Annotated in this window: 17 protein-coding genes; 10 read left to right on the top strand and 7 right to left on the bottom strand. The window is 41.9% G+C overall.

Features of this window, described 5'->3' with window-relative positions; translation table 11 throughout:
* Positions 1-10: 10 nt before the first annotated feature.
* Positions 11-853: an aldo/keto reductase gene (locus NSS80_RS14730; protein WP_041114934.1), complete on the bottom strand. Its 843-nt coding sequence runs from the start codon at positions 851-853 to the stop codon at positions 11-13.
* A gap of 10 nt (positions 854-863) precedes the next feature.
* Positions 864-2,051: an MFS transporter gene (locus tag NSS80_RS14725; RefSeq protein ID WP_335370751.1), complete on the bottom strand. Its 1,188-nt coding sequence runs from the start codon at positions 2,049-2,051 to the stop codon at positions 864-866.
* Between the two features lie 155 nt (positions 2,052-2,206).
* Here NSS80_RS14725 and NSS80_RS14720 point away from each other — a divergent pair, with 155 nt between their 5' ends.
* Entirely contained in the window at positions 2,207-2,578 is a 372-nt protein-coding gene (locus NSS80_RS14720) for a winged helix-turn-helix transcriptional regulator (RefSeq protein WP_003217763.1), read from the top strand.
* Between the two features lie 38 nt (positions 2,579-2,616).
* On the opposite strand, the gene NSS80_RS14715 is transcribed toward NSS80_RS14720, so the two are convergent.
* Entirely contained in the window at positions 2,617-4,917 is a 2,301-nt protein-coding gene (locus NSS80_RS14715; protein WP_034280716.1) for a helix-turn-helix domain-containing protein, read from the bottom strand.
* A gap of 231 nt (positions 4,918-5,148) precedes the next feature.
* Here NSS80_RS14715 and NSS80_RS14710 point away from each other — a divergent pair, with 231 nt between their 5' ends.
* The 7 genes from NSS80_RS14710 (at position 5,149) to NSS80_RS14680 (ending at position 10,427) form a co-directional block, all read left to right on the top strand.
* Entirely contained in the window at positions 5,149-6,114 is a 966-nt protein-coding gene (locus tag NSS80_RS14710) for a sugar ABC transporter permease (RefSeq protein ID WP_024424886.1), read from the top strand.
* Positions 6,115-6,132: 18 nt separating this feature from the next.
* Positions 6,133-7,245: a glycoside hydrolase family 105 protein gene (locus NSS80_RS14705; protein WP_041114938.1), complete on the top strand. Its 1,113-nt coding sequence runs from the start codon at positions 6,133-6,135 to the stop codon at positions 7,243-7,245.
* Positions 7,242-7,766, top strand: coding sequence for a hypothetical protein (locus tag NSS80_RS14700; RefSeq protein WP_041114939.1), 525 nt, complete (start codon positions 7,242-7,244; stop codon positions 7,764-7,766). The genes NSS80_RS14705 and NSS80_RS14700 overlap by 4 nt, the downstream gene beginning before the upstream one ends.
* Before the next feature lie 17 nt (positions 7,767-7,783).
* The gene (locus NSS80_RS14695) at positions 7,784-9,073 is read left to right on the top strand and encodes a Gfo/Idh/MocA family oxidoreductase (RefSeq protein WP_317221878.1); all 1,290 of its coding nucleotides are present in this window, start codon (positions 7,784-7,786) and stop codon (positions 9,071-9,073) included.
* Positions 9,074-9,097: 24 nt separating this feature from the next.
* Positions 9,098-9,778, top strand: a complete 681-nt coding sequence (locus tag NSS80_RS14690) for a YesL family protein (RefSeq protein ID WP_317221879.1) — start codon at positions 9,098-9,100, stop codon at positions 9,776-9,778.
* Between the two features lie 54 nt (positions 9,779-9,832).
* Positions 9,833-10,144, top strand: a complete 312-nt coding sequence (locus NSS80_RS14685; protein WP_041114947.1) for a rhodanese-like domain-containing protein — start codon at positions 9,833-9,835, stop codon at positions 10,142-10,144.
* A 100-nt stretch (positions 10,145-10,244) separates the two neighbouring features.
* Positions 10,245-10,427, top strand: coding sequence for a sporulation protein Cse60 (locus tag NSS80_RS14680; protein WP_024424881.1), 183 nt, complete (start codon positions 10,245-10,247; stop codon positions 10,425-10,427).
* A 44-nt stretch (positions 10,428-10,471) separates the two neighbouring features.
* Here the strand turns inward: NSS80_RS14680 and NSS80_RS14675 are convergent, their stop codons facing one another.
* The 4 genes from NSS80_RS14675 to NSS80_RS14660 all read right to left on the bottom strand — a co-directional run bounded on the left by NSS80_RS14675 (position 10,472) and on the right by NSS80_RS14660 (position 13,848).
* The gene (locus tag NSS80_RS14675; RefSeq protein ID WP_241770645.1) at positions 10,472-10,579 is read right to left on the bottom strand and encodes a CbrC family protein; all 108 of its coding nucleotides are present in this window, start codon (positions 10,577-10,579) and stop codon (positions 10,472-10,474) included.
* Between the two features lie 130 nt (positions 10,580-10,709).
* Positions 10,710-12,242 (bottom strand): BCCT family transporter, encoded by a 1,533-nt coding sequence (locus tag NSS80_RS14670; protein ID WP_034279475.1) that lies wholly within the window; start codon positions 12,240-12,242, stop codon positions 10,710-10,712.
* Positions 12,243-12,382: 140 nt separating this feature from the next.
* Complete coding sequence (locus NSS80_RS14665; RefSeq protein ID WP_024424878.1) at positions 12,383-12,580, bottom strand: hypothetical protein; 198 nt, start codon at positions 12,578-12,580, stop codon at positions 12,383-12,385.
* Complete coding sequence (locus NSS80_RS14660; protein ID WP_041114950.1) at positions 12,577-13,848, bottom strand: NAD(P)/FAD-dependent oxidoreductase; 1,272 nt, start codon at positions 13,846-13,848, stop codon at positions 12,577-12,579. The genes NSS80_RS14665 and NSS80_RS14660 overlap by 4 nt, the downstream gene beginning before the upstream one ends.
* A gap of 175 nt (positions 13,849-14,023) precedes the next feature.
* Between NSS80_RS14660 and NSS80_RS14655 the strand changes: the two genes are divergently transcribed.
* Positions 14,024-15,646, top strand: coding sequence for a polysaccharide biosynthesis protein (locus NSS80_RS14655; RefSeq protein ID WP_041114952.1), 1,623 nt, complete (start codon positions 14,024-14,026; stop codon positions 15,644-15,646).
* A gap of 16 nt (positions 15,647-15,662) precedes the next feature.
* Positions 15,663-16,379 (top strand): pseudouridine synthase, encoded by a 717-nt coding sequence (locus NSS80_RS14650; protein ID WP_041114954.1) that lies wholly within the window; start codon positions 15,663-15,665, stop codon positions 16,377-16,379.
* Positions 16,380-16,620 lie beyond the last annotated feature (241 nt).

Genomic DNA, 16,620 nt, shown 5'->3' with positions numbered 1-16,620 from the left:
GGTGTTTTCATTAAAAGTCGAAGTTATCTGGATCTGGACCGATACGTTTGTTTTCATTTAAGTCAGAAAGACGTTTCATATCTTCATCAGATAAGACAAAATCAAATATATCAGCGTTTTCCTTTAAACGATGTGCTTTCGTTGATTTTGGGATGGTGATGACACCTTTTTGTACATCCCAGCGCAAAATAATTTGAGCAGGTGTTTTACCATATGTGTCTGCGAGCTCTGTGATCAGCGGGTGATGCAGCAGTTCACCCTGCATCAGCGGTGACCAAGCTTCCATTTGAATGCCATGAGAGTTCAAATACGTAGAGAGTGTTTCCTGCGTTAGTTTTGGATGAAATTCTACTTGGTTGATCGCTGGTTTGATGTCTGCATCTTTTAATAGTTCGTCCAGGTGATGCGGCTGGAAGTTGCTCACTCCGATGGATCTGACCTTTCCTTCACGATACAAGGTTTCCAGTGCACGCCAAGCTTCTTTGTATTTTCCTTCAACCGGCCAATGGATTAAATACAGATCAAGGTAGTCAAGCTGAAGCTTTTTTAAGCTTTCTTCGTATGCATTTAGGGTAGATTCATATCCTAAATCGGCATTCCACACTTTTGATGTGACAAAGATATCCTCGCGGCGCAGTCCTGTTTCTGCTAAACCAAGCTGTATGCCTCGTCCAACACCTTCTTCATTTCCATAAATAGCCGCAGTATCAATACTGCGATAGCCTAATTGAATGGCTGTTTTGACAGCATCAACTAATTCTGCTCCATCTTCCACCTTGAATACACCAAGGCCAAAGCCTGGCATGAGGACCCCATTGTTTAATGTTTTTGTACTTTGTAAATGTTCCATCATAAAAACTCCTTTAAATGGTTTGTGTTTGTTCTTTTTGTTCCATTTGATAACTGATCATCGTAAGAATGGCTGCGATGAGGACCATGATGCCGCCGACCCAGCCTGTATGCACAAGACCAAGTGTATCTGTCACGATGCCTCCTAAAAATGAGCCAATGGCAATACCGGCATTAAAGGCAGCGATATTCATAGCAGATGCGACGTCGACCGCTCCGGGTGTGTATCTTTCTGCAAAATCAACGACGGCTACTTGCAGCCCAGGTACATTCATGAAAGCAAACAGTCCCATCAGCATGACGGTTCCAATGCCTAACACTGTGAATCCAGCAGTGAAGCTAAGGATAAACAAGATAATGCTTTGGATGATAAACATATAGATCAGTGCTTTCATTGGCTGTTCATTAGCAGCTTTTCCGCCAATGACATTTCCGGCTGCGATCGTGATTCCGTATAAAAGCAGGATCAAGGCCACAGCCCCAGGCGCAAGACCTGTCACATGCTGCAAGAGAGGAGATAAATACGTGAAGACGACAAAGGTTCCTCCATACCCTGTGGCTGTAATGACGAATAAAAGCAAAATTCTTTTTGTTTTTAATAGAACAGCTTGATCTTTAAAAGATGTTTTCACCCCCTGCTTTAATTGAGACGGCACAAGAAAATAGTTGGTTATCAGTGCGATCAGACCAATGATCACAATCACACCAAATGATGTCCGCCAGCCGAGCTCGTGACCAAGAAATGTCCCGAATGGCACACCTGTCACAGTCGCTACTGTTAAACCAGTGAACATAAAGGCAATCGCGCTTGCCCGTTTTTCTTTCACGACAAGGCTTGCAGCAATCGTAGAGCCGATAGACATGAAGATTCCATGGGACAAGGCTGAAATCACCCGGCCGATTAACAGCACTGAAAAAGTCGGGGCAATGGTGGCAAGTGTATTACCAATCAAAAAGACGAGCATAATGAGCAAAAGCAATGTCTTTCTTTTCATCGTGGAAGTAAGGGAAGTCAATATAGGCGCGCCAAATGTCACACCAAGTGCATATAAAGAGACAGTCCAGCCTGCCTGACTGACGCTCACTCCAAAGTCCTCTGAGATCATTGGCAAAAGACCGACACTAATGAACTCAGTTGTTCCTATAGCAAAAGCACTAATCGCTAGTGCGAGAAGAGCAAAATGGTTTTGCTTTTTCTTCATAAGTAAGTTCACATCCTTCTGTGATGACATTTTGATAGACGAAGCCGACCGGCAAGAGTTATTATCTAACATAGATGACGAAAAAAAAAGTACGTACTTTTTTGTAATATAGGTACTAAAAAGTGCCTGTTCGTACAAAGAGGAGTGAACATTCGATGGAAAAGAAAAAATATAATATCTCTGTGGAAGCAACGCTTGAGGTCATAGGCGGGAAGTGGAAGTGTGTGATTTTATGTCATTTGACACACGGGAAAAAACGGACGAGCGAATTGAAGCGGCTCATGCCAAACATCACACAAAAAATGCTCACGCAGCAGCTGAGAGAGCTTGAAAGTGATGGGGTCATTAACCGGATCGTCTATGAACAGGTGCCGCCTAAAGTGGAATATGAATTAAGTGAATACGGACAGTCGCTCGAAAGAATTCTCAATGCGCTATGCGATTGGGGGGCAGCTCATATTGAACGTGTGTATGGAGAGCCGCTTTCCGTGCTGGAAGACAGCATCTTAAATGAACAGTTTAAATAAAAGAGTCCCGCTTTCTTGTGAGAGCGGGACTCTTTGTCTTACATGCCTTTTTTCTGGTCGCGGTATTTCCCAGGAGTTGTACCTTCCAGCTTTTTAAAGGATCGGATGAAATTTTGCGGGTTTTTATATTTCAGTTTTTCCGAAATTTCTTTGACGGACATATCGGTTTCTACAAGCCAGTTTTTAGCGACATGGTGTCTGTAGGAAGAGAGATATTCACTAAAGGAGATATCCATTTCCTTTCTGAAAATACTGCTTAAATAATTTGGATTGTAATGGAGACGTGTGGCGATTTCATCCAATGTGAGATCTGAGTCGAATTCTTGATGAATGATATGAATGATTTTTTCTGAGATGTTTTTGTATTGTGAGTCTTCACGTGCAGCAAGCTGGTCAATAATTGGCCGAATAATTTCATGTTTCAGCCATGCTTCCGTATCTTCAAAGGTTTTAAATTCAAAAATCGTATCATAGAGCATTTTGTTATCTTCAACCTCAAATAATTCAATGCCCAGCAAATGCATCAGCTCAATTAAATTGTTTAAGAAACGAGCGAGGGCGATATGGTATTCGTGCGGTCCTGCATTTTTAGAAAAAATGGATTGCAGGAGCACATGTAAATAGTGATCTGCTTTGCCTTGATCGCCAGCTTTCATCGCATCAAATAAATCATGCTGCAGCTGCTTTGGAAAATGGGTTTTGAACGTCTTTCCTTGCTGGATATGCTCATATAAGATAATGGACTTTTTCTCTGCTTTGAGTCTGTATTTTAAGGCTTCTTTTCCTTCAATGTAAGCATGTTTTGCCATCGTGAGTTCCTTAAACTGGCGGCTGATCCCAATGCTGATCGATAAACCGAGCTCTTCTTCAATACGCTGCTGAATGCTTTCTGCTAATTGATTTAAATATTCAGTAAACTCTTCATCTGACTTTGAGTGGTTGAGGATAATCGTCGTTTGATGCTGATTGACAACGGTTGGCTGAAGGTGCTCCTCTTGCGGAATAATCTGCTCGATCAGTCCATTGATCGCAAATAAAAGCAAGTCAGCATCTTTTTTTTCATAAGGTGTTCCTTTTAACGTATCGATTTGGGTCACAAGCATAGACAAATGAGACCAGCCCTGAGGAAAGCCTAAGCTTTGGAACCGGTTGTTAACTTCTTCATCTGTCAGCTTTCCAAGCAGCAGCCGTACCATAAAGTATTGCTGTAAGTGTGTCACTTGCTGCTCAATCCGTTCCTCTAAATCATTGTTTTGATCCTTCATTTGTTTAATACTCGATTCAATCAACTCAAATTCATTTTGAAAAGGCTGTTTTTGCAAAAATGATTCATTACGTGCAAATGACTCGTATAATAAGCGGATTGGTTTATAAAAGTGTCTGGAACCAAACCATGAAAATAGTAATGAAAGCGCTAACAAAATGGTGCAGATAATAAAGGTAATCCACCCAATTGATTTCGTTTGCTGTTTAAGCTCTGGAATAGAAACGAAGGATAGGTACGTCCATTCATTATAATCTGATTTTTGAAATGTGATTTGATAGTTGAGTTCGTCGATCTTCATATCAAATTGCCCTGATCGTTTTTCAAGTGAGAGCACATGTTTGACGAAATCCTGATGTTTCAGCGACTCACCAATTTGTTCTTTGCGGTTATGTAGCAGCACTTTTCCGTTGGTATCGATCACAAACATACTATCTGATTGAGAGAAGTCAGGCATGTTATCAGCAATTACGCAGCTTGGAATGCTGGCGACAGCGATTCCCTTTTTTTGAACGCTGTTCATAGGCAGTTGTTTGATTAAATTCACATTGTACTTACAAAAGGATGCTTTTCCTTCTTTTGTCGCAACAAGTGGATTATTCTCTTCAAGTGCCCAGCTGGAGTGACTTGGTATATTGAGGTAAGAGGTCAGCGCTTTTTCTTGGTCTTCGCTTGTGACATGATAAAGCCCCGAATTGTTCATGTACCAGTCTTCCATTTTACTGACGAGTGTAATATTGGAAAGATCGGTGTCAAAGGTTTGCAGGTAGTTCAGTTCCTGCTGTACTTGATTATAAAGCTGAAATTGGTCTGGATTTAAAGGTTCTGCCAGTGTTTGAAGGAGAGGCGGCGAACTGACATAGTGAGTGAGAGAATGATCAACAGTTTTTAAAATATGCTCAATATTGGATTGCGTTTGTTTAACGCTGTCGAGCTTTTCATTTGAGATATTTTCAAGTGCTGTTTTTTGCGAATGCTGATAAGAAAAAATGCCGACAATGATAACAGGAATCGTACTAAGTATGAAAAAAAACGTCACTAGCTTGTAATAAAATTTGTACTGCCTTCTTTTCATAAAACCCCCCATTTCAAACAAAACAATCTTTTCCCCTTAATTTATTAATCCAAAAATCTGGTAGGTTTGTCAATAATCATTTTCTGAGATTAGGATCATTTTCTTATGTTTTATGTAACGTTTTGATCAGCATCACCTATGAAAATATGATCTGTTGATATGATTGTAGACGGATTTTTCATCCTTAAGATACAGTTAACACATGCATTAGCATGAGGGGAGGCTTTATCAATGAAAACAGAGGATGTCACTGCCAAGGGTGTGCCTGCGGCAGCTTTGAAAAGTGAAAAAAGAAAGCGCTTACTTAATCAATTGCTAAGTCAAAAGTTTTTGTATTTAATGATTTTGCCGGGGCTCATTTATTTTATTGTTTTTAAATATGTGCCAATGTGGGGGCTCATCATTGCCTTTCAAGATTACCAGCCGTTTCTCGGCATTCTTGGCAGTGAGTGGGTTGGCTTCAAACACTTTATTCGATTGTTTACAGAACCAACATTTTTCATCTTATTAAAAAATACACTGATTTTATTTGCCATGAATGTCGTGATTTTCTTTCCAATTCCGATCTTATTAGCGCTTCTTTTAAACGAAGTGAGATTGGCATTGTTTAAGAAATTTGTACAGACGATGATTTATATTCCTCACTTCATGTCATGGGTGATTGTCGTGTCCTTATCTTTTGTTTTGTTAACAGTAGATGGCGGGTTAATGAATGAATTGATTGCTTTCTTTGGTGGAGAAAAGATTAACTTCCTTCTTAGTCAGGAATGGTTTAGACCGATGTACATTTTACAGGTCATCTGGCGGGAAGCAGGATGGTCAACAATCATTTACCTTGCGGCGATTACCGCGGTAGATCCGCAGCTATATGAAGCAGCAAAAATGGATGGGGCCGGAAGACTGAGACAAATGTGGCACATCACACTTCCTGCCATTAAAAGTGTCATTGTGGTTCTGCTTATTTTAAAAATCGGTGATACGCTTGAGCTTGGCTTTGAGCATGTCTATCTATTACTGAACGCAACGAACCGGGAAGTAGCAGAGATTTTTGATACGTACGTTTATACAGCAGGTCTTAAGCAAGGGCAATTCAGCTATAGTACCGCTGTTGGTTTATTTAAAGCAGCTGTTGGACTTATTTTGGTCATGCTGGCAAACCGTTTAGCGAAGAAATTCGGGGAAGAAGGTATTTATTAAAAAGGGAGATGAGGAAGAATGACTTTATCGATTGAAAAGGGATCACCGCTTGAGCATGCAGAGAAATTAGCACAAACCATTATGAAAGCGTATACACCAATTGAGCTGCCGCCAGCTGGAAGATGGCATTATCATCAAGGCGTTTTCCTTTGCGGCGTCATGAAGTTATATGAGGCAACAGGGAACGAGGCGTATTTCGATTATGTGAAAAACTATGCGGACTCCCTCATTGATGAGTACGGTAATCTGTTATTTCGCAGGGATGAGCTTGATGCCATTCAAGCAGGACTCATTTTATTCCCTCTTTACGAACGAACGAGAGAGAAGCGGTATGTGCTGGCGGCGGAGAAGCTGCGCGGACTATATCGTACGCTAAACCGCACGTCTGAGGGCGGATTTTGGCATAAAGACAATTATGCTTATCAAATGTGGCTCGATGGTCTCTACATGGGCGGTCCTTTTGCCTTAAAGTATGCTCAGCTTAAAGGTGAAGAGTCACTAGTGGATATGGTCATCCATCAAGAGCATCTCATGAGAAAGCATACGAAAGATGAACAAACAGGTCTGTATTATCACGCGTGGGATGAACGAAAAACGATGCTATGGGCTGATCAAAAGACCGGCTGTTCCCCAGAGTTTTGGGCAAGATCGTTTGGCTGGTATGTCCTTGCATTAGCAGATATGATCGAGGACTTGCCCGAGCATCATGAAAGGCGGAAGGTGTGGAAGGAAACGCTGACAGACATGCTGGAAAGTGTGGCAAAGTACCAGGATCAAAAGACAGGTCTCTGGCATCAAATCATTGATAAAGGAAATCACAGTGACAATTGGCTTGAAAGCTCGGGATCGTGTTTATTCATGTATGCCATGGCAAAGGCCATGAATGAAGGGTATGTGAGCCTCCGTTATGTTGATCATGTGGTCAGAGCATATCAAGGCTTGATTCAGCATAAGACGGCTGAGAAAGAAAATGGTGATTTTACTATCAATGATATTTGTATTGGAACATCTGCGGGATTTTATGATTACTACGTTGGAAGAGAGCGGAGCACTAATGACTTGCACGGGGCAGGCGCTTTTATTATGGCGTTAACTGAGCTAGAAAAGCTGTCTGTTTTTCAAAAGGCATGAGGAGGCAAAAAAGAGCCGCCGTATGGCTCATCAGTTTCATCGCTGCCATTTGTTTATCTGCTTGTCAGGGGAAAACAAACGGGATCGATGTCCTGATTTTTTCTGATATGTCAAAGGGGATGAAGGATCAATTAGTGGAGAAGGCTTTTCAGCCGGAACAAGAGACGTATAGCGTCCACATCTTTCCGGCGATTCCTGAAAAGCTTCTTGTTGAAATTACCTCAAAAGAGGGGGACGTGATGCTTGTTCCAGAAGAAATGTTTAGAACATATGATGATCCTGAAAGCTTTCAGCTGCTTGAAGAGATGGAAATAGGCGGTCAAGCAGCAGGACCATATACGGTCGAGGACAAAAAGACAGGGAAAACGGTCGATTATGCGGTTCAAATCAATAAAGGAAAGAAAAAACTCAACGGCTATACCTTTCAATTACACCGGGATATGGTCGCTTTCATTCCCGTGTATGCTGATAAGACGGAAGAGGCGCTGTCTCTTATGAAACAGCTTCGTGAAAACCAATAGAAAATGGGGTGGGGAATGTGAAACGGGTCGTGATTTGCGGGCTGAGCCATCGTGCGTTTAATATGTTTATTAAACCGCTCACAGAGGATTTCAATAAGCATTATCGGATTACAGGACTCCTAGATATAGATCATCAGCGGTATACACTTTGTCAGGAGCGTTTTCCATCACTCCGGGGCGTTTCGTTTTTTCATGAAGATGCATTTGATCAGATGGTCAAGGAAACAAAGCCAGATATCGTCATTGTGGCAGGCAGGGATGACACACATGTCACATATATCATGCAGGCACTTGACCATGATCTAGATGTCATCACTGAAAAGCCGATGGTGACAACAGCAAAAGACGCCAAAAAAGTGGTGGAAAAAGAGGCGGAAAGTAAAGGGAAGGTCACGGTCACCTTTAATTATCGCTACAATCCTTTCCATCGAAAAGTAAAAGAACTTATTTTAGACGGGAAAATTGGGAGGGTCACATCTGTTGAACTGAGCTGGCTCATTGATACGTATCATGGTGCTAGTTATTTCAAAAGGTGGAACCGCACACGTCAATTTTCTGGCGGGCTGTCCATTCATAAGTCGACGCATCATTTTGATTTGGTCAACTGGTGGATTGATCAAAAACCGAAGCAAGTATTTGCCTACGGGGCGCTGAACTATTACGGCAGCGAAAGCCCTTGGAATCCCTTGCAGGGGGAGGAAAATAGATTTTGCGGAACATGTCATGTGAAAGATATATGTCACTATGAAGCAAGGTGGAATCCGCGGGTTGAGCGTTCGAAGGTGGAGGACGATCATATTGAATCCGGTCAGGAGCAAACGCAGCAGTACTCAAATTATCGTCCGGATGCCTGCATTTTTGATGAGGAAATTGATATTGAGGATACATATGTGGCGTCAGTCGCTTATGACCAAGGGGCTTTGCTCAGCTATTCGATTCAATTCTCTGCCCCATATGAAGGCTATCGTCTTGCCATTAATGGGACGAAGGGGCGTATTGAAACAAATGAGTTTCATGTGCCATCAAGAATTCCTTTTCAATTCCCAGAACAAACAATTTCTTATTACCCGATGTTTGGATCAAAGGAGACGATTGAAGTCGTCAAGCAGCCAGGCGGACATGGCGGAGGAGATCCTCTGCTTTTGGCTGATTTATTTATAGGAAAAGATCCCTTGATTCACTATGACATCTTAGCAGGAGCAGAGGCTGGTGCTTATTCGATTGCTCTTGGGGAAGGCATGTGGCGCTCTGTCGCAGAAAAGCGCCCAATTGAAATCGATGAATTGTTTCATAAAGAGACGGTGTAAAGAGAAAGAGAGGAGGGGAAAGAGATGGATCATGATGGTTCAATGAGCAGAATGCTGAGGATGTGTGAGTGGGTGATGAGGCTCGCCTATACGAATTTGTTATGGCTTTTGTTCACCATCCTGGGGCTTGGCGTATTTGGCTTGATGCCTGCGACCACTGCGTTATTTTCCGTGATGAGAAAGTGGATTCAAGGGCATGAGCAGGTCAATGTATTCCGCACTTTTTGGAAGGTATTCAGGGAGGAGTTTATACGCTCTAACATCATTGGAGTGGTGCTGTTCATCATTGGAACGATTATTTATGTCGACCTTGCTTATATCTATCCGGCGAGCTGGCTCTTACATGTGCTTCGCTTTGCTATATATATTTTCGGCTTTCTGTTTATTGTGAGCTTATTTTATATTTTTCCGCTACTTGCGCATTACGATTGGAAAAAACGTCTCTATCTGAAATTCTCTCTTCTGCTCGGTATCTCATACTTGCAATATACACTCTCTATGCTTGTTTTCTCGGCTGTGCTGTTTGTTCTGTTTGCTTATTTACCGGGAATCGTGCCGTTTTTTAGTGTGAGCATAATCGCCTATGGTCATATGTGGCTGGCCTATCAAGTTTTTAAAAAGGTAGAGTTTGAAATTGAGTACGAGACAGCCGAAGTAAAGCGGCTGCCGTCTTTCCTTCAATCAAAGCGGGTGAATACGCAGTGAAGTGAATCATTTGCTATAATGGTGTCACCGTAATGAAAAGGAGAGATGAGAGTCGTGTCAGTGAAAGAAATTTCAATAGAAGAATTAAAACAAAAGCTGGAGCAGGAAGACGCCATTCAGCTTATCGATGTACGTGAGGATGAAGAGGTAGCAGAGGGTATGATCCCGGAAGCCATCCACATTCGAATGGGCGATATCCCTGAGAAGCTGGATGCATTCGATCAAACGCAGGAATATTATATTCTCTGCCGTTCTGGTAAACGTAGTGAAAATGTCTGCTATTACCTAGAAGATCAAGGCTACCAAGCGACAAATGTCGTTGGCGGGATGCTTGCTTGGACAGGAGAAACAAAACCGAAGCTGTAAATAGAAGGCCTTTCATCTTAACGATGAAAGGTTTTTTTGTTCATATGCCTCTTTCTATTTGCATAAAGATAGAGTAGCGAGAGAAGGGAGAGTGGCATAGGTGCTAAAGGTAGCTGTATTTGATGAAGAGCATGAGAAAGATTTGCAGAGTGAAATCAATCATTTTTTAAAAGGAATGGATGACGACCAAATCATTGACATCAAGTACAATGTAGCGGTGATCTGTGAGCAGGGAGGGGAACAGCTCTACTGTTTTTCTGCACTCATTTTATATAAAAAATAGACGGCTTCAAAAAAGGACCTGCTTGAAGGGTCCTTTTTCTTTGGTTAGCTGGCGTCTCTTTCTTTCTCACAAATAGGACATGTCGTATGCTCTTTTTTGATCACGTTTAACGAAACTGGATCTGGGTTGTACTTGAACGTAGGTAACGTCATATAAACCTCCATTATGTAGAAAGTGATGATTCATCACTATTTTAAAGGAATCCTCAAGCTCGCGACTATCTTAAATTGTATATATAGAAAAAAGCCGTTCGGATAAGGAACGGCTTTTTCTCGCTTGCGATTATGCTTTTTTTACTCTTGGACTTCTTGGTTTATTGACTTGATTGGTTTGTTTGATGATTCTTCGTTCATCATTTAGTGATTTATACAGCGAGACAATCATCAATATAATGACAACGGAGAACGGTAAGGCTGCGAGCTTGGCTGTATTTTGCAGGGCTTCAAGTCCCCCTGAAAATAAAAGTACAGCAGCAACAGCCGATTGGATAATGCCCCAACTGACTTTGACACTGCCAGAAGGGTTCAATGATCCGTAGGTTGTCTGCATTCCAAGCACAAATGTAGCTGAATCAGCCGATGTAATAAAGAATACGGCGATTAAAATGAGTGCCAGTATCGATGTAATCATCGCCAGCGGATATTCATTCAGTACACCGAAGAGCATCGTTTCAGTTGAAAGACCTGCAACATCGACAATATTCTTTTGCTGTAAGTCCATTGCAGATACACCGAAAATCGAGAACCATAGGAATACTAGGATGGAAGGAGCGACTAAGACACCCACTAAAAATTCGCGAATTGTCCGCCCGCGTGACACTCTAGCGATAAAGATCCCGACAAATGGAGCCCAAGAAATCCACCATGCCCAATAAAAGATCGTCCATCCATTAATCCATTCTCTCTTTTCAGGATCATTGGGAGATAGACGAAAGCTCATTTGAACGATATTGGATAAGTATTGTCCAATCGAATCAGTAAAAGAATTTAAGATAAAAACAGTTGGACCTACCAAAAGTAAGAAAAACATCAGAACAGCTGCTAATACCATATTGATATTACTTAAGTATTTAATGCCTTTTCCAATCCCGCTTAAAGCAGATGCAAGGAAAAGCACTGTCACAATGATAATAATGATCAATTGTGTGCTAAAGGCAATTGGAATATGAAAAAGGTAATTCAATCCACCATTTATTTGTGCCGCGCCTAATCCTAGGCTTGTTGCAACACCAACCACAGTTGCAAATACCGCAATACAATCGATGGTTTTACCGATCCATCCGTGAATTTTATTTCCTAAAACGGGCTGCAGCGTTGCACTGATTAAGCCAGGTGCATCTTTTCTAAATTTAAAGTAAGCAATGCAAAGTGCAACAATGGCATAAATAGCCCATGCATGAAGCCCCCAGTGGAAAAATGTATAGCGAAGGGAATCGCGGAAGGCCTGAGCTGTTTCAGTCTCCCCTGTTGGTGACTGAATAGCATAGTGGCTGATCGGTTCAGCTGCTCCGTAAAAAACAAGACCAATTCCCATACCGGCACTAAATAGCATAGCAAACCAAGAAAATAAACCAAATTCAGGCTCTTCCCCGGGTTTTCCTAGCGTAATCTTACCGATTGGGCTAAAGATAAAGAATAGACAAAAGCCGACAAGCAGTGATACCACTAACAAGTAATACCAGCCAAAGTCATTTGTAATGTATGTTTGAATTTGATCTGTGACATTTTGCAATGTGTCTGGAGAAAACGCTCCCCACATCACGGCAACAAATGTGATCGCAATCACAATCCAAAATACACTTGATACGTTTTTCACACCATCTCACTCTCCTGTTGTTCTACACGTTTAAGCAGAGGACTTCGCTTAATATCCCCTAACTCAACTTATTTCAAACAAAAAGAGGCGAGCTTCTCACTCGACCTCTACTTTACCGTAACATGTTTTGCTTTCATTTATCAACTATCGATATGGGAAGACGATTTTTCCTCAATTCGTTTACGAAGACGGTAGACATATTCTTTTAAACATACTGCGAAAATGGTAAACGCCAAAACAATGGCGACTTTTAACGGGGTAATGGACAGCTTCAAGAAAACAGCAGCTGTCAAACTGATAACGACCGCAAGAACAATCGGTAATGCACGTCTGATCATTGATCTCTCTCCTTTGCTTCTAGTGCAGCATTCATGCCGGCAAGCCTGCCTGTCACAAGTGCTGATGTGATATTGTAGCCGCCTGTGTAGCCATGGATGTCTAAAATTTCTCCGCAGAAATAAAGACCGGGCATTTTTTTAGACGCCATTTTCTTCGGTTCAATTTCCTTCACAGAAACGCCGCCTCCTGTCACAAACGCTTTGTCCAAGGATAGCGTACCATTTGCATGCACAATAAAATGTTTGCAATCATGGGCAAATGCACGCAGTTTATCCTTGGCTAGACCAGAGAATGTGTCTTGTGGATCAATCCCGTTCCGTTCTAACAGAAACAATAAATAGCGTTCTTGCATCCAAGACTTGAGGACATTTTTAATGGCTTTCTTCGGTTCATCTTTTAGGTCGCGATGAAGCTTTTGGAACAGCTCCTCGTCATTCAGCTTCGGATATAAGTCAATTTGAAGACGTACACTCGGCTGTTTTTTCAATTCCTTCACAACAAATCCACTGCATCTAAGAACAGCTGGACCTGATAAACCAAAGTGAGTAAAGATCATATCCATGACGTGTGTGACGACGGGTTTCCCTTTTTTATTTAAAACACTGACAGCCACACTTCTTAAAGAAAGACCTTGAAGCACTTTTTCTTTAATAAATCGTTCATCGGATGTGACCGGTACCTCTGTTGGGAAGAGCTCTGTAATGGTATGACCCGCTGCTTCTGCCCATGCATAGCCGTCGCCAGTAGAGCCGGTATGCGGCACACTTTTTCCGCCGACAGCAATGACGACAGCCTTACTTGAAATTTTTTCATCATTATTTGTAACAATTCCAGCTGCTTGTCCGTCTTGATACAGAACCGTTTTAATCTTTTCGTTCGTTCGAATGGTGACATTGAGGGCGCGGAGCCTGTCTAGAAGGGCATCCACAACAGATTGTGCTTTGTTTGAGACAGGGAACATACGTCCATGGTCTTCTTCTTTTAGTTCAATGCCAAGGTTTTCAAAAAACGAAATAATATCCTCGTTGTTGAACTCAGAAAATGCACTATATAGAAAACGGCCGTTTCCGGGTATATGCTTGATGATTTCTTCTACTGGAAGGCGATTGGTGACGTTACAGCGTCCGCCGCCAGAAATGGCCAGCTTTCTGCCAAGTTTGTTTCCTTTGTCAATTAACAGAACAGTCGCACCGTGCTCTGCTGATGCAATCGCGGCCATCAGCCCAGAAGGTCCGCCGCCAATGACAATGACATCATAATGTTTCATGTTACATTCCTCTTTCTACTTTCAGTCATTTTTCTATTATATCGAAGATTAGGGAAGGCTGAAATATGAATTGATTGGTTTTGTGACTTCCGTATTGGATTTGTTACCTGTGTATTGAATTGATGTGGTAAAATAGTTAAGTTGAATATTCATTAGAAAAATGGTGGTTAAGCGCATGTCTAATAAACTGCTTCGTGGTACGTTGGTTTTAACGATAGGGACGTATCTCTCTCGTATTCTTGGTATGATTTATTTAATTCCATTTAGCGCAATGGTTGGAGCTACTGGTGGAGCGCTATTCCAATATGGATACAATCAATATACGATCTTTTTAAGTATTGCTACGCTTGGTTTTCCAACAGCGGTATCAAAATTTGTTTCCAAATATAATGCGATCGGCGATTATGAGACAACAAGAAAAATGTTCAGGGCGGGTATGTCGGTCATGCTTGTCACCGGGATTATCGCCTTTTCTATTTTATATTTGTCCGCACCGATTTTTGCCAAAATTCAGCTTGGCGGATCAAATGAAACAGGCGGTTTGACTGTCGATCAAGTAGTATATGTGATTCGAATGGTCAGCTTAGGTCTTTTGGTTGTACCGATCATGAGTCTTGTACGCGGGTTCTTCCAAGGACACTCCATGATGGGACCGACAGCTGTTTCCCAAGTGATTGAACAGCTTGTCAGAATCATCTTCCTATTAACGGCGACGTTTATTATTTTAAAGGTGCTTGACGGCGGGCTTGTCATTGCTGTCGGATATGCAACATTTGCCGCACTGATCGGTGCATTTGGCGGTTTATTCACGCTTTATTTATATTGGCTGAAACGGAAAGACCGGCTCTTAGCTATGCAGCCGAATACAGGCGCTCACTCTGAATTATCTTATAAGCAAATGTTTACAGAGCTGTTTAGCTATGCAGCGCCGTATGTATTTGTTGGACTTGCGATTCCAATTTATTCTTATATCGATACAAACACAATTAACAGAGCCATGATTGCATCAGGACATCAGGATATTAGTACAGCGGTATTGTCCATTGTGACGTTATATTTACCGAAGCTCGTGATGATTCCTGTGTCACTTGCAACAGCGTTTGGCTTAACCTTGATTCCGACGATAACGGAATCATTTACAGCACGTAATTACAAGCTGCTCAATAGACAAATTGATCAGACGATGCAAGTCATTTTATTTTTCGTGCTTCCTGCATCATTTGGTATCTCAGCATTGGCTGGACCGGTTTATTGGTTTTTCTATCCGTCTGTTCATCCTGAGATTGGGATCTCCATTTTGTTCTGGTATGCACCTGTTGCATTATTGTTTTCTTTATTCACCATTAATGCAGCGATTCTGCAAGGGATTAACAAACAAAAATTTGCCATCGTCAGTCTTTTGTTAGGGATCATTATTAAAACGGTTCTGAACATCCCGCTGATCAGCTGGCTGCAAGGAAATGGTTCTGTACTTGCAACAGCATTAGGCTACAGTGCGTCCATCTTGTATATGTTTATCATGATTAAACGCCATGCCGGCTATTCGTTCCGCAGAATTTTCAAACGTTTTATTCTCATTGGTATTTTAACGGCGATCATGGCTGTCGTGGCATATTTGACAAGTCAACTTGTGAGCCAAGTGATTTCTTATGAAGGCGGAATTGTACAAGCGGGTATCGTCATTTTGATTTCCATGATCACTGGCGGCGGTGTGTATATGTTCTTGTCTTATAAGGTGGGATTACTAGAGCGTGTACTTGGCAGCCGTATGCCGAAATTTTTAAGAAAAAAGAGTTAAGAAGAGGTAGATATTCATGAGGCTTGATAAATTACTTGCTAACAGCGGCTTTGGTTCAAGAAAAGATGTGAAAAAGCTTGTCAAGGCCCGGGCGGTCACAGTGAATGGAGAAGTGGCAAAGCAGGTGAAAGATCATGTTGATCCATCAAATGATGAAGTGCTCGTACACGGAGAGCGTGTAGAATATAAAGAATTCATTTACTTAATGATGAACAAGCCAGACGGGGTGATCTCAGCAACTGAAGATCTGCGGGATGAAACGGTTGTCGATTTACTTGAGCCGGAGGATCTCGCAAGGGAGCCATTCCCTGTGGGGAGACTGGATAAGGATACGGTCGGTCTCCTTCTCCTCACAAATGATGGACAGCTTGCTCATCAATTACTTTCTCCAAAAAAGCATGTGCCAAAAACGTATGAGGTTCATTTGAAATATCCTTTAGGAGATCAAGACATTAAGCGTCTTGAAGAGGGCGTTGTCATCTTAGATGATTATCACACGAAGCCGGCGAAGGTGGAAGTAGATGCGAATGAAGACGAAGATACACGCATCCGTTTAACGATTACTGAAGGGAAGTACCATCAAGTGAAGCTGATGGCGCAAGCGGTGGGAAATGAAGTGATCTTTTTAAAAAGGCTCTCGATGGGGGCTGTCTCTTTAGATGAAGATCTAGCACCTGGAGAGTACCGTGAATTGACGGATGAAGAATTAGACAGCTTAATGAATCGTGAATAACGTAAGAACAAAAGAAAAGAACCGGCATATCGCCGGTTCTTCAGCGTGTAGACAAACCCTCGCATTCTTTGTCAGTCCTGCGCGCTGGTGCTCACGAATGTTAAATTCGCTCCGCGCCAGTGCTCGTTCTTCCTAGACTTCAAAGGTTTTCTATCACGCTGTAAAGAAGACAAAGGGCTAAAATAAAAATCATTTTAGCCCTTCGTCAACAATTTGTAAAAGAAAAGAACCGGCATATCGC

This window comes from Bacillus sp. FSL M8-0350, from assembly GCF_038593345.1.
Lineage (GTDB): Bacteria > Bacillota > Bacilli > Bacillales > Bacillaceae > Bacillus > Bacillus safensis.
Note: the sequence above shows the minus strand (reverse complement) of the source record. Positions and strands in the feature narration are given on the sequence as shown.

What these genes read in the sequence shown, in the direction of transcription:
- NSS80_RS14730 (WP_041114934.1), bottom strand. Translation starts at nt 853, where the DNA reads ATGATGGAACATTTACAAAGTACAAAAACATTAAACAATGGGGTCCTC.
- NSS80_RS14725 (WP_335370751.1), bottom strand. Translation starts at nt 2,051, where the DNA reads ATGAAGAAAAAGCAAAACCATTTTGCTCTTCTCGCACTAGCGATTAGT.
- NSS80_RS14720 (WP_003217763.1), top strand. Translation starts at nt 2,207, where the DNA reads ATGGAAAAGAAAAAATATAATATCTCTGTGGAAGCAACGCTTGAGGTC.
- NSS80_RS14715 (WP_034280716.1), bottom strand. Translation starts at nt 4,917, where the DNA reads ATGAAAAGAAGGCAGTACAAATTTTATTACAAGCTAGTGACGTTTTTT.
- NSS80_RS14710 (WP_024424886.1), top strand. Translation starts at nt 5,149, where the DNA reads ATGAAAACAGAGGATGTCACTGCCAAGGGTGTGCCTGCGGCAGCTTTG.
- NSS80_RS14705 (WP_041114938.1), top strand. Translation starts at nt 6,133, where the DNA reads ATGACTTTATCGATTGAAAAGGGATCACCGCTTGAGCATGCAGAGAAA.
- NSS80_RS14700 (WP_041114939.1), top strand. Translation starts at nt 7,242, where the DNA reads ATGAGGAGGCAAAAAAGAGCCGCCGTATGGCTCATCAGTTTCATCGCT.
- NSS80_RS14690 (WP_317221879.1), top strand. Translation starts at nt 9,098, where the DNA reads ATGGATCATGATGGTTCAATGAGCAGAATGCTGAGGATGTGTGAGTGG.
- NSS80_RS14675 (WP_241770645.1), bottom strand. Translation starts at nt 10,579, where the DNA reads ATGACGTTACCTACGTTCAAGTACAACCCAGATCCAGTTTCGTTAAAC.
- NSS80_RS14665 (WP_024424878.1), bottom strand. Translation starts at nt 12,580, where the DNA reads ATGATCAGACGTGCATTACCGATTGTTCTTGCGGTCGTTATCAGTTTG.
- NSS80_RS14660 (WP_041114950.1), bottom strand. Translation starts at nt 13,848, where the DNA reads ATGAAACATTATGATGTCATTGTCATTGGCGGCGGACCTTCTGGGCTG.
- NSS80_RS14655 (WP_041114952.1), top strand. Translation starts at nt 14,024, where the DNA reads ATGTCTAATAAACTGCTTCGTGGTACGTTGGTTTTAACGATAGGGACG.
- NSS80_RS14650 (WP_041114954.1), top strand. Translation starts at nt 15,663, where the DNA reads ATGAGGCTTGATAAATTACTTGCTAACAGCGGCTTTGGTTCAAGAAAA.